Origin of the sequence: Pseudomonas sp. GD03944 (assembly GCF_029839275.1) — a bacterium.
Lineage (GTDB): Bacteria > Pseudomonadota > Gammaproteobacteria > Pseudomonadales > Pseudomonadaceae > Aquipseudomonas.
Genome location: NZ_JAOCAH010000005.1, coordinates 111,113 through 123,523 on the forward strand (window position 1 = coordinate 111,113; position 12,411 = coordinate 123,523).

The 12,411-nt window shown below is 64.8% G+C and carries 13 protein-coding genes and 1 pseudogene; 4 read left to right on the forward strand and 10 right to left on the reverse strand.

Features of this window, described 5'->3' with window-relative positions; all coding sequences use genetic code 11:
• Nucleotides 1–42 precede the first annotated feature (42 nt).
• The 6 genes from map to N5C28_RS10180 all read right to left on the reverse strand — a co-directional run bounded on the left by map (nt 43) and on the right by N5C28_RS10180 (nt 5,801).
• A complete protein-coding gene (gene map / locus N5C28_RS10155; protein ID WP_279822016.1) occupies nt 43–813 on the reverse strand; it encodes a type I methionyl aminopeptidase in 771 nt (256 codons plus the stop codon).
• Complete coding sequence (locus N5C28_RS10160; RefSeq protein WP_279822017.1) at nt 810–1,019, reverse strand: ParD-like family protein; 210 nt, start codon at nt 1,017–1,019, stop codon at nt 810–812. Before N5C28_RS10160 ends, map begins: the two co-directional genes overlap by 4 nt.
• 171 nt (nt 1,020–1,190) lie before the next feature.
• Nucleotides 1,191–2,543 carry a glucarate dehydratase gene (gene gudD, locus N5C28_RS10165; protein ID WP_279822018.1) on the reverse strand — a complete coding sequence of 451 codons (1,353 nt, stop codon included), beginning with the start codon at nt 2,541–2,543 and terminating at the stop codon, nt 1,191–1,193.
• Nucleotides 2,544–2,792: 249 nt separating this feature from the next.
• Nucleotides 2,793–3,830 carry a LacI family DNA-binding transcriptional regulator gene (locus N5C28_RS10170; protein WP_279822019.1) on the reverse strand — a complete coding sequence of 346 codons (1,038 nt, stop codon included), beginning with the start codon at nt 3,828–3,830 and terminating at the stop codon, nt 2,793–2,795.
• 459 nt (nt 3,831–4,289) lie between these two features.
• Nucleotides 4,290–4,532, reverse strand: coding sequence for a DUF3079 domain-containing protein (locus N5C28_RS10175; protein WP_279822020.1), 243 nt, complete (start codon nt 4,530–4,532; stop codon nt 4,290–4,292).
• A 69-nt stretch (nt 4,533–4,601) separates the two neighbouring features.
• Nucleotides 4,602–5,801: an MFS transporter gene (locus N5C28_RS10180; protein ID WP_347881262.1), complete on the reverse strand. Its 1,200-nt coding sequence runs from the start codon at nt 5,799–5,801 to the stop codon at nt 4,602–4,604.
• A 162-nt stretch (nt 5,802–5,963) separates the two neighbouring features.
• Between N5C28_RS10180 and N5C28_RS10185 the strand changes: the two are divergent.
• Together N5C28_RS10185 and N5C28_RS10190 are read left to right on the forward strand one after the other, a co-directional pair.
• Nucleotides 5,964–6,404 (forward strand): annotated as a pseudogene (locus tag N5C28_RS10185) (helix-turn-helix domain-containing protein); the annotation flags it as partial.
• A gap of 57 nt (nt 6,405–6,461) precedes the next feature.
• Nucleotides 6,462–6,824, forward strand: coding sequence for a VOC family protein (locus N5C28_RS10190; RefSeq protein WP_279822257.1), 363 nt, complete (start codon nt 6,462–6,464; stop codon nt 6,822–6,824).
• Between the two features lie 160 nt (nt 6,825–6,984).
• Here N5C28_RS10190 and N5C28_RS10195 read toward each other — a convergent pair whose 3' ends face one another.
• From N5C28_RS10195 to N5C28_RS10205, 3 genes are all read right to left on the reverse strand, one after another.
• On the reverse strand, nt 6,985–7,302 hold the full coding sequence (locus tag N5C28_RS10195; protein WP_279822022.1) for a hypothetical protein: 318 nt from the start codon (nt 7,300–7,302) through the stop codon (nt 6,985–6,987).
• A gap of 415 nt (nt 7,303–7,717) precedes the next feature.
• Nucleotides 7,718–8,035 (reverse strand): DUF2061 domain-containing protein, encoded by a 318-nt coding sequence (locus N5C28_RS10200; RefSeq protein WP_279822023.1) that lies wholly within the window; start codon nt 8,033–8,035, stop codon nt 7,718–7,720.
• Complete coding sequence (locus tag N5C28_RS10205) at nt 8,032–8,541, reverse strand: DUF892 family protein (protein WP_279822024.1); 510 nt, start codon at nt 8,539–8,541, stop codon at nt 8,032–8,034. The genes N5C28_RS10200 and N5C28_RS10205 overlap by 4 nt, the downstream gene beginning before the upstream one ends.
• Before the next feature lie 244 nt (nt 8,542–8,785).
• Here N5C28_RS10205 and N5C28_RS10210 point away from each other — a divergent pair, with 244 nt between their 5' ends.
• The gene (locus N5C28_RS10210; RefSeq protein ID WP_279822025.1) at nt 8,786–9,670 is read left to right on the forward strand and encodes a manganese catalase family protein; all 885 of its coding nucleotides are present in this window, start codon (nt 8,786–8,788) and stop codon (nt 9,668–9,670) included.
• A gap of 84 nt (nt 9,671–9,754) precedes the next feature.
• Here N5C28_RS10210 and N5C28_RS10215 read toward each other — a convergent pair whose 3' ends face one another.
• Nucleotides 9,755–10,855, reverse strand: coding sequence for a hypothetical protein (locus N5C28_RS10215; RefSeq protein ID WP_279822026.1), 1,101 nt, complete (start codon nt 10,853–10,855; stop codon nt 9,755–9,757).
• Nucleotides 10,856–11,061: 206 nt separating this feature from the next.
• Here N5C28_RS10215 and N5C28_RS10220 point away from each other — a divergent pair, with 206 nt between their 5' ends.
• Entirely contained in the window at nt 11,062–12,318 is a 1,257-nt protein-coding gene (locus N5C28_RS10220) for a hypothetical protein (protein ID WP_279822028.1), read from the forward strand.
• Nucleotides 12,319–12,411 lie beyond the last annotated feature (93 nt).

The window sequence follows — 12,411 nt, forward strand, 5'->3', positions numbered from 1 at the left end:
GCCATCGCGGTCCTGCCCCGATAGCCCGCCACCTCTGCGAATTCAGCGCCCGGGAAGCTGCTCGTCGTCGCGCAGGGTCAGGACTTCGAAGCCATTGCGGGTGACCGCCACGGTGTGTTCGAACTGCGCGGAGAGGCGGCCGTCGCGGGTCACGACGGTCCAGCCATCGCCCAGGGTTTGGACGCGGTCACGGCCCTGGTTGATCATCGGTTCGATGGTAAAGACCATGCCCTCTTTCAGGGTCATTCCCCTGCCCGGTTTGCCGACGTGCAGGACCTGCGGCGGCTCGTGCATTTCCCGCCCGATGCCGTGCCCGCAGTAATCCCTGACCACCGAGTAGCCGTGCTTCCTGGCGTAGCGCTCGATGGCATACCCGATGTCGCCCAGGGTAGCGCCCGGCGCCACGGCCTGGATGCCCTGCCACATCGCCTTGTAGGTCACCGCCACCAGGCGCCGGGCCGCTGCGTCGACCTCGCCGATCAGGTAGGTCTTGCTCGAATCGGCGATGAAGCCGTTCTTCTCCAGGGTGATGTCCAGGTTGACGATGTCGCCGCCCTGGAGGATGTCGCTGGCACTGGGCACGCCGTGGCACACGACCTGATTGATCGAAGCGTTGAGCACATAGGCGAAGCCATACTGCCCCTTGCTCGCGGGGCGGGCCTGCAGGGTCTGGGTGATAAAGCGCTCCACCTCGTCGTTCACCTGCAGGGTCGACATGCCCAGCAGCGGCAGCGAATCCACGAAGGCGAACACCTGGGCCAGCAGCTTGCCGGACGCCCGCATGTACGCCAGCTCCTCGGCGTTCTTGATCACGGGGCCACCCCATGGCTGGGCGCCGTGACGCCCGCCTCCTGCAATTCGCGGGCGACGATCTGGTTGAAACTCAGGGTCGGGTCGAGTTCGCAGAGCATGCCGATCTTCATCCAGAACGCCCCCTGGGCATTGATGGAGCGGCAGGAAACGGAACTGGCGCGACGAACCTGGTCGTGCAGGTCGTCGTCGATATTGATGATGCCCACGGCAATTCCTCACATATGCGAAACGCTACAAAGCATATATGAATCATATAGAGCGTGTGAAGGCGACGCGGAAGGCGCCAGCCAGGACGGCTGGCGCTGAAGGATCGGCAGAGAGCACCGACAAGGCCGATAGAGCCCAGCGTACCGAGGCTCGATCGACCGGTACATCGGTCAGCGCACCATGCACGGCCGCTTGTTGTTGAAGGTCCAGCCGCTGATCAGGTACTGCATGGCGATCGCATCGTCACGGGCACCCAGGCCCATGTTCTTGTAGCACTCGTGCGCCTTGCCCACGGCGTCCATGTCCAGTTCCACGCCGAGGCCCGGTTTCTGCGGCACGGCCACCAGGCCGCCTTCGATGCGGAACGGTTCCTTGGTCAGGCGCTGGCCGTCCTGCCAGATCCAGTGGGTGTCGATGGCGGTGATCTTGCCGGGCGCGGCGGCCGCGACGTGGGTGAACATGGCCAGGGACACGTCGAAGTGGTTGTTGGAATGCGAGCCCCAAGTCAGGCCCCAGTCGTGGCACATCTGCGCGACGCGCACCGAGCCCTGCATGGTCCAGAAGTGCGGGTCGGCCAGTGGGATGTCCACCGATTGCAGCTGGATCGCGTGACCCATCTGGCGCCAGTCGGTGGCGATCATGTTGGTGGCGGTCGGCAAGCCGGTGGCACGGCGGAACTCGGCCATCACTTCGCGGCCGGAATAGCCGTTTTCCGCGCCGCATGGGTCTTCGGCGTAGGCCAGCACGTGGTGCTGGTCGCGGCACAGGCGAATGGCTTCGCTCAGCGACCAGGCGCCGTTGGGGTCGAGGGTCACGCGGGCCTCGGGGAAGCGCTCGGCCAGGGCGGTGACGGCTTCGATTTCCGCGTCGCCGGTCAGCACGCCGCCCTTGAGTTTGAAGTCCTTGAAGCCGTAGCGCTCATAGGCGGCCTCGGCCAGGCGCACCACACCCTCGGGGTCCAGGGCTTCTTCATTGCGCACGCGGAACCAGGCGTTGTCGGCGTCCGACTCCTGGCGATATGGCAGGTCGGTTTTCTTCCGATCGCCGATGTAAAACAGGTAGCCGAGCATTTCCACGGCGTCGCGCTGCTGGCCTTCGCCCAGCAGGGCCGCCACCGGCACGCCCAGGTGCTGGCCCAGCAGGTCGAGCAGTGCCGACTCCAGGGCGGTGACCGCGTGCACGGTGATGCGCAGGTCGAACGTCTGCAAGCCGCGGCCACCGGAATCGCGGTCGGCGAAGGCCTGGCGCACGCTGCCGAGCAGCTTCTGGTAGTGGCCGATGGACTGGCCGATCAGCAGCTGGCGGGAATCTTCCAGGGTCTGGCGGATCGATTCGCCGCCCGGCACCTCGCCCACGCCCACATGGCCGGCGTTGTCGCGCAGGATCAGCAGGTTGCGGGTGAAGTAAGGCGCGTGGGCACCGCTGAGGTTGAGCAGCATGCTGTCGTGCCCGGCGACCGGGATCACCTCCAGCGAAGTGATGACAGGGGTGCCGCTCAGGTTGCTCTGGTCAATGGTGGTCATGTCCACGTCCTCTTTTCAGCGTGTTGCCTGGATTGTTGTTGTGTCGACAGTCTCGGGCGGCCTCGCCACGAGCCGGATGCAGCGCAGAAGATAACGTTATCATTCTAGACTGATAACGTTATCAGTGAACATCCCCTCGATGCGCTTCATGCGCTTCAGGCAGACGAATGGATGCGTGAGCGTGGCGACCAGAGGGTGGTCAGCATGGGGCGCCCCCACTGCGACGCGGGGATGCCAGGTGTTGCCGGATCAGGTGCTGCTGCGTTCGATAATCGCGAAGCCGGTATCGATCTGCTGGTCGCTCGGCAGGCCATCGAGGCGGCGCAGCAGCGCTTCGGCAACCTGCAGGCCCATTTCCTCGGCATTGATGCTGACGGTCGAGAGCGCCGGGTTGGCGAAGCGGGCGTTGGTGGTATCGCCAAAGCCGAGGATGGCCAGATCGCCGGGCACGTTCAGGCCCCGACTGCTGGCCTCGGCCAGTACACCGAGGGCGACGGTGTCCGAACTGCAAAAAATCAGCTGCGGGCGACGTCCCGTGTCGAGCAGGTTGGCCAAGCCGATGCGCCCCACTTCCCAGGTCGCCTCGGTCGGCAGGATCTCCCGGGCCACATCCTGCACGCCGAGCGTCCCCAGGCGCTCGACCAGGGCGTTGCAACGGCGCATGGCACGCGGATCGTCGACCCCGACCACCGCCCAACGCCGGTAGCCCTTGGCATGGAAGTGATCGGCCACGGCCACGCCGACCTGTTCGTGGGAGAAGCCGACCTGCACATCCAGGCGGTCGTCGCTCAGGTCCCAGGCCTCGACCACCGGAATGCCGACGGCGGCAAGCCGGGCGCGGATCTTGGCGGTGTGCAGCGTACCGGTGAGTACCACGCCGTCGGGGCGACGGCCGAGGATGGCATCGAGCAGCACTTCTTCCTGCTCGGGCGAGTAGCCGGTCGGCCCGACCAGGCTCTGGTAACCGAACTCGGCCAAGCGGCTCATGATCGATTGGACGACGGTGGCGTAGATGGAATTGGCAATGGTCGGCAGGAGGATTGACACCAGCCGGCTTTTGCGGGTGGCGAGCGCGCCGGCCAGGATGTTGGGCACGTAGCCCATGGCACGCACCACGTCGAGCACGTGCTCGCGGGTGGCATCGCTGACCAGGTCCGGACGGTGGATGGCACGCGACACCGTGATCGGCGAAACGCCCGCCTTGGCGGCGACATCCTTTACCGTGACCGGAATCTCGCCCCCGTCACCGTCGAATGCTGCCAATTCCCTGCGTGATTTTCTTGCCACGTCGATCTCTGCGTCCCGAACATCCGCCGACATTATGACGGCCACCGACCGGCTTTGTCATGGCTGCGCCCTGCCCCAGGCCGCGAGCGCCCTTCCTCCCGCAGACAACATCGACACCGCCTCCCGGAAAAGCTCGCGGGCAAGCCCGCTCCTACGCTTTGTTGGCCGTCAGGTCTGCCGTGGGTGACGCAGAGCGTCACGAGATCGGGCTACCACGCGGAGCGTGGGAGCCATCAACAGGGTGAAGACCGCTGATCGTTCCCACGCTCCGCGTGGGCATGCAGCCCCGGACGCTCCGCGTCCGCTACGGGATATCGATCGTCACCTCAGTGGTAGATGTGCGCCCCCTGTAGGAGAGGCCTTGGCCTCGAGCTCGACGGTCGTTGCCTGTCGATGAAACGTGGGGGGTGACGAAACGCTCGCGGGTGAGCCTGCTCCTACAGGGGGGTGCATGCCGGGCTACGTGCGATCCGAAGCAATCAGCTCGGGGCTCACCTGCCCCGGCTTGATTTCGCCGGCCTGTACCGGTGGCTCGATGCCCCAGTCGCCGTGTTCGTACCAGTCGTCGCCGAGCATTTCGGCCGGGTGCATGGTGCGGTCCGCGCCGTTGCCGCAGTCCAGGGCGTTGGAAGCGCAATAGCGGTCACAGCCCCAGCAGATGCGCTCGGGGTGCTTGGGGTTGAGGGGAAACGGCTTGGCCATCTCGAACTCCAGAACCTGGGTCGTGAGCCTTCACCTTAACGCCCTGCTTCAGCCGAGCCTTGACCCGGATCAATACACCCGGACACAGGGCGCTTTCACGGCACCCGGCAGCCGCAGGGTGGCAAACCAGAACAGCAACGCCGCCAGGCTGATCGCACCACCCAGCAGGCACACCGCGTTCCAACCCCACTGCCCGTAGACCAGGGTGGCGGCCGCGGCGCCCAGGGCACTGCCGACGGAGTAGAAGCACATGTACGCGCCCACCAGCCGGCTCTGGGCGTCGGGCCGGGCGGCGAGAATCAGGCTCTGGTTGGTGACATGCACCGCCTGCACCGCGAAATCCAGCAGGATCACCCCGATCACCAGCGCCACCAGGGACGTCTCGACGAACGCGCTGGGCAACCATGACAGCGTCAGCAGCACCAGCGACCAACCAGTGACCCGCTGCCCCAGGCCCCGGTCCGCCCACTGCCCGGCCCGGCTCGCCGCCAGGGCGCCAGCGATCCCCGCCAGGCCGAACAGGCCGACCTGGGTGTGGGACAGCGACCAGGGCGCCGCGCTCAGGGGCAGCACCATGGCGGTCCACAGCACGCTGAACGCGGCAAAGATCAGCGACGCCAGCACGCCCCTGACCTGCAACGTGCGCTCGCGCAGCAACAACCGGAACACCGAGCGCATCAACTCCGAGTAGGACGCCACCTGGGCCGGTTTTTCCATGGCCGGAACGACCCTCCACAGCACCACGGCCGCCACCAGCATCAGCGCCGATGACAGGAAATACACCGCGCGCCAGCCGGCCAGGTCGGCGATCACGCCGGCGCTCAGACGCGCCAGCAGAATGCCCAGCACCACCCCACTAGTGACCGCCCCCACCGCCCGCCCACGGTGCGCCGGGCCGGCCAGCGCGGCGGCACAGGCCACCATCACCTGCACCAGCACCGCCATCAGCCCGACCAGCACCATGGCCATCAGCAGCGTGGACCACTGCTGCGCGGACCCCGCCACCGCCAGTGCCACGGCGGACAGCAGCAACTGGCTGAGCATCAGTACCTTGCGATCGAACAGGTCGCCCAGGGGCACGATGAACAGCAGCCCCAGCGCGTACCCCAGTTGCGTGGCGCTGACCACCACGCCGATCACCGAGGGCGTGACCGCCAGGCTGTGCGCGATCGCCCCCAGCAGCGGCTGGGCAAAATAGACGTTGGCCACCGCCAGGGCGCAGGTGATGGCGAACAGCAGGATCAGCCGAGGGCTGTAGGCCGGCGCCATCGGTTGCAGGGGCCCGTCGATTTTTGCGGTCATTGGCACGTTCCGGGTGTTTAATAGGTTTCATTTTGAAACCAAGAAGCGCCCATTGTTTGCCAATCTGGTTTTTATTTGCAACCAGAAGGATCAGAACCATGGGCTTACCCGCCCGGAGGACACGCTTCAATGACCGAGCCCCACCTGCCTGCCCCCGCCCGCGAATGCCCCGTGGCACGGGCGCTCGAGGCCATCGGCGATCGCTGGTCGTTGCTGATCCTGCGCGATGCCTTCGACGGCATCCGGCGTTTCAGTGAATTCCAGAAGAACCTGGGCGTGGCGAAAAACATCCTGGCGACGCGCCTGAAAACACTGGTGGAGGTGGGTCTCTTCGAGATCCGCCCGGCGTCGGATGGCAGCGCCTACAAGGAATACGTGCTGACGGAACGGGGGCGTGCGGTGTTTCCGGTCGTGGTCTGCATGCGCCAATGGGGGGAGCGTTTCCTGTTTGCGCCGGGCGAGACGCATTCGGTGCTGCTGGACCGCCACGGGCAGCAACCGGTTCTGCCATTGGAGGTGCGTTCGACAGACGGCCGGTTGCTCGGCCCCGAGGATTGCCAGCGTGAACGCACGACAACACCCCTGTCGCCAGAGCGCGACGTCGATACCCTGCAAGGAGACATCCCCATGAGCGCGAGCAACGACCGCAAGATCGACAATATCGAGTTCAACGTCAGCGATATCGCCCGCAGCAAGGCGTTCTATGGCAGTGCGTTTGGCTGGACCTTCGTCGACTACGGCCCCACCTACACCGAGTTCAGCGACGGTCGCCTGACCGGTGGGCTGACCACGGGGGAAGCCGTCCGGCCGGGTGGTCCGCTGGTGATCCTGTATGCCGATGACCTGGCCGAGACCCGTTCGAGGCTCATCGCGGCGGGGGCTACCATCAGCCGCGAGACCTTTGCCTTCCCGGGTGGGCGCCGCTTCCATTTCATCGATCCCGATGGCTACGAGCTGGCCGTCTGGTCGGCCAGCGAACCCCACGACTAGGAGTGGCGAGGTGCTCTGCCCTATAGGCAGAGCGGCCCCGCCGCCCCGGTCAGCTATGGCCGCCGACACCGCGCGTAGTGCTACCTTCCCTGACACCTGCCTGTTGCCGCTCCGGGCGTGACTCACTGCGCGCGATGGCGTTGGCCATGGTGAGGCGTTTTCAAGCGTCTCTGATCTTGCGCATTGCCCACAGACTCGCACTGCGTGTGCGCCGAATAGGCCGACGCGTGTAGGTGGGCAAACGGGTGCTGCTGCAATACTTGACCGCTTCTGCAATCGGCCTGTCCGCAGCGCCTGCAACCAGGTCGAACTTGATCATGCTCACTATTTCATCGGCTGAGAAACTGTTGTCCACCACCCGTTTGAGACGGTGCCCGTCGTGGGCAACAGTCAGCAGCACACTACCGTCCGGACGCCGATCCACATTGACACAGTAGTCGCTCAGGCCACGTACGACTTTATCCAGATCAAGTTCCATTGATACCTCCTTATTCAATCGGCAACAAAAAATAGCGAAGCACGTACACACTTTCCCTGTTCGCAAAAACATAGAAAGTGCAATTATTTTGCTATTACCCGGTATATGTGTTTCTTTTCCCAGCGCCGCTGCATACACGGTCTGTACACCGTGCCGAACGACTCGCTCCCGCGGTGCGGGTAGCGCTGCAACACCAGTGCCTGAAGGCCTTGAACAGAAAATGAAACAGCGCTCGTTCCCGCCAAAGCACCTGCCGCCAGCGCCATGTACAGTGCGCCAGGACGATTCGTTCATGACCTATAAGCACGCAAGCCGATGCGCAGAACAGCTGACAGCGAAGTGCTGGAAAGTTGCAGTTTTTAATTAACACAAGAAAAAAGGATTGCACGGCCAGGGCGCAATCCTTAAGAAATATTCAGTTTTTTTCAGCACTGTTGCATGGGTTGTCGGACTGTTTCTTGAATACATCCGCCAGGTTGCCGTGCCCATAGCCCTGCTCGACCGAGGCCTTGCCGCGACGGCTCCACAACTTCTCATGGAAATAGAACGCCACGGTGTTGCAGGCAGGCTCGATCAGGGCGATCAGACCGCCGGTCAGCACACTGCCCGTCAACAAGTAGGCCACGGTGAACGCAATGGTGAAATGCAGTACCGCAAAGCTCAGGGTTTTCAGCAGGGGCTGGTTGGGCTGGGCCCCGTGACCATGGCAGCCCCTCCCGAAACCGAACTTCACCGCTTCGCCTCGACACCCGGCGTTTCGTCACGGTCGAGGAAGGCCTGGGTCAGCTCGGGCAGGTGCTCCTTGAGCCACTCGGCCATGGCCACTTCCTGCGGCAGGATTTCTTCGCAGATACGCTGCGTCTCGGTGTCGCCCGCCGCCTTGGCCGCCGCGATCAGCACGGTGTAGGAGGCAATCTCCAGGTTCTCGAACACGTAGCCGGCCATGGCGCCCTTCACCACTTCGTCACTGACGGTCATGCCGCCGACCGCCTGCCCGAAGGCCATCAGCTTGCCGCCCATGTCCTTGAGCGTGGAGGGTTGCGAGCCCAGGCGATCCAGCGCCTTTTCCAGGAGCGCTTTCTGGCCCTGGGTTTCGACCAGGTGCTTCTCGATGCGCGTGCGCAGTTTCGGGTAGTTCTCCAGGCGCGATTTCTGGGCGCTGAGCATCTGTTCGGCCTGCTGCTCCATCGCGTGGGCATCCTTCAGCCAGCTCAGCAGATTTCCGGTCTTGTCGGTCATGGTGCATCTCCTCTTGGGATGAAAGATGTAATTGGGAGACGCCGGATCGCCGGGCGGTTCAACCTTTTTCCAACGGGCGTGCAAGCGCAGCGCTTATTCACCTGAGCAATGATTGCCGCTTCGCTTAATAACCTTTACAAATTTTCCCTGAACCCTCCGCAACCGCCCGCACTCACCTTATTGGAAGGCACGGAACGCCCCAATCGAGTGGTGAACGGAATATCCAACCGTGGAGGAATGACTGATGTTCGTGCACAACAAGCGACTGCAATACACCGTCAGGGTGGCGGCGCCGAACCCCGGACTCGCCAACCTGCTACTTGAACAGTTCGGGGGGCCGCAAGGCGAACTGGCGGCCGCCATGCGCTACTTCACCCAGGGTCTGGCCGAGGACGACGCAGGGCGCAAGGACCTGCTGCTGGACATCGCCACGGAAGAGCTGAGCCACCTGGAGATCATCGGCTCGATCGTGGCCATGCTGAACAAGGGGGCCAAGGGAGACCTCGCCGAAGCCATCGAAGAGGAAGCTGAGCTGTATCGCTCGCTCACCGGTGGCGGCAACGACTCCCACATCACCTCGCTGCTCTACGGTGGCGGCCCGGCCCTGACCAACTCCGCCGGTGTGCCCTGGACCGCGGCCTACGTCGACAGCATCGGCGAGCCGACGGCGGACTTTCGCTCGAACATCGCCGCCGAAGCCCGCGCCAAGATCATCTACGAGCGGCTGATCAACGTCACCGACGACCCCGGCATCAAGGAAGCGCTGGGCTTTCTGATGACCCGCGAACTGGCGCATCAGAAGTCGTTCGAGAAAGCGCTGCACGCCATCCAGCCCAACTTCCCGCAGGGGAAACTACCGGGCATGCCCGAGTTCACCAGCGTCTACTTCAACCTGTCCCAGGGCGCCGGCGACATGCGCGGGCCGTGGAACCAGGGCGATCAGTGGGAGTTCGTCGAGCAACCGAAGCCGGCCGTGGACGGCGGCGATGGCGGCGCCACGGTGGACCTGCCATCCGCCCAGGAAACGGCAGTCGCGCAGATGGCCGAGCGCACGGCATCCGACCCCACCCGCGACTCCATCACAGGGGCGGATATCGGTGCCGGTGCGGGTACCAAGCTGAAGCCGTAACAGGCAGCAAACGGAAGGCCACCCGCGGGTGGCCTTCTTCTTTTTTGCCACAGGGCAGCGAAGCGTCAGGGCGCCCCAGCTCCGCTACTGCTGGTCGAGGTAGTTGATTCGCGTCGCCCCGCCGCTCTGCAGGATCAGCCCTGCCCGCGCTTCGGGGAACAACACGGCACGCGGGTGACTGGTGTTGGCCTTGTAGCGCCAGGCGATGCCCGTGCTCAGGTCCACCAGTTCGATCTTGCCGCGGGTGGACTCCAGGCCCGCCAGCACCAGCCAGGGCGAACCGGGCGTGGCCGCGGCCCAGTTCACCGTTTGCAGAGTGAAGGGATAGGTCCGCTTGCGTTGCAGGGTCGAGACGTCCCATTCGCTGATCTCGGCCTGGGAATCGGTGCGTTCAGCCTCGGGCAGCCAGCCGACCGACACCAGGCGCCGCCCCTCGTCGAGCAGGGCCAGCGTCAGCACGTCAGTGCGCACGTGCCGGCCGTAGGGCGCTATCTGCCGCACGACGGCGAAGCGCGGCTGCTCCCGGGTGAGGTCCAGTTGCAGCAGGATCAGGTCGCCGTTGGAGCTGCCCACCGCAATCAGGCCGGAGGTCCGGTCACTGGTGATCGCCGTCACCTGACCACTGCGCTCGACCTCATAGGGCGTACCCACCAACTGGCGCTGGCGGTGGTCGTATAGCCACAGGCGGTTGCTCTCGGCGAGCAGGTAAAGACCCTTTACCGGGCTGGCAGCAATAGGGCCGGGCCCGTTCAGGCCGGTCAGGGTCACCAGCAGTTCACCGGTGTAGGCGTCCCACACCCGGGGGCCGACATCGGGATCGATCATGTGGCTGTCGAACATCGAGGCGGTCAGCACGATGCCATCGTCCGGGCCAAAGGCGATGAACTCGGTGCGCGCGTCGTGGGCTTTCAGCGCCACCCGGCTATTGGGCTGGCGGGTGTCCCACAGTTCCAGCAATCCGCTCTCCCGGCCGACCGCCAGCACCCGCAACTGCGGGTCGAAGACCGCCGTCGCGGCATGGTCGTCGCCGCGGCGGTTGACGTCAATGAAGGCCTGGAAGAAGTCGGGGTGAATCGAGTCCTGCAGCCAATGGCAGCTGGTCAGCACCGCCAGGCAGGCGATGGCAACCAATCCGCGCAGCGCCCGAGCGAATCGAGGCCCTTCCATGCTGTCGTAAAACGCCATTGTGAGCGCTCCGTGAGTCCGTTCCGTGCCTATAGTCGCGCAGCCAGGCGGCGTTGTCTGCTGGCCTGTGCGGTAATGCCATCCGGGCAACAACCCTGTCGCAAAACGGCACAAGCGTTGCGCGATCACTGGAGGTCGCCTGCTGGCTTCTGGATAATGGCCGCCGCGTCTTGAACGCCCGTCAAACGATATGGAAATCCTGCTCGATGAAATTGCCCCACCGCGCCACCCTGCTCGCCGCCGCCCTGCTGCTGCCCACCATTACCCACGCCAGCGACAAGGCCCTGACCGATACGCTCAGCGCCTTCACCCAGTGCGACGCCAGCTTCTTCAGCAGCCTGCAGACCCACCGCGCCGCCTGGGACGCCCTCGTGCCGCTGAAACACGAACAGAACGCCAGCTGGATCGCCGTTGAAAACCGCAACCGTGACGGCCAGGACAGCGTACCGATCCAGGGAACGCCGCAGGTCGCCGGCATGAAGCTGGTGTCCTACTTCGACCAGAGCGCCGACCTGGATGAGCTGGGCTACTACCTGTTCTGGGGCTTCATCGTCGACGGCCGCCCTGACCAGGTGGCCCAGCAGCTGGCGCCCCTGCTCAAGCACCCCGAACAGTTGCGGCCGCTCGGGCCGACCTTCGTGCGCAGCGAACTGCGGCAGGGCAACAGCTGGCAGGTTATCCAGCCGCTGAAAGGCGCCCCCGGCACCGCCCGCCTGGAGCGCGTGCTGCTCCTCGAACCCGAGAGCTCACAAAGCAACCGCACCCGCCTCAGCTGCTCGCTGCAAGGCGCGACCGATAAAGCGGCCTTCGCCGAAGTGCGCCCCGACATCCCGGCCTCCGATTACCCACAGCCGGCGCCGGCGACCGACATCACCGACGCGGTCGTGCCCGACAGCGTGCTGAAGCCACTCGACGTACCCCTGCTGCAGCCGAAATTTGCCTCGCTGCGCTACACCTACGCGACGACAAAGGACAACGAGAAAAAGAGCGACCCGGTCACCATCGAAATGACCGCCGAGGGCGGCCTGCTGAACAAGACCGAGATCTACAGCCCCAGCTTCCAGGTCCACCGCCAGATCAAGGCGGACCTGATCCAGCTGAAATCGAAAATGGTCGGCATCGGCGACGGCCGCGTCCTGGTCACCCAGCACGCCGACGTGCAGATCCCCAAGGACTGGACCGCCGGCCAGACCCTGAGCAGCCGCCTGCTGATGGAAAACACGCCCGCCAAGCCCGGCGATGAGCGCATGACCACGCAGATGACCTGCACCGTCGGCAAGCGCTACCCCGCCGCCCAGGTATTCGCCACCCTCACCGGCGATGCCATCGAACTGAGCTGCGAGCACGGCAGCTACCGCAGCACCAGCGCCTTTATCGAAGACCTGGGCGTTTCCTTCCTCCTGCAATCGTCCTCCGGCGGGCAGTACCGGTATGAAGTGACGGCGCTGGAGGTGGTGCGCTGAGCAGCGCCTGTGCCGTCGGTTCAGCACGGCCAGTGGCAGGTATGCCACTGGCCGACGCGGGCCTGCGGATCCCTTGCGCGTCCGACCAGAGCC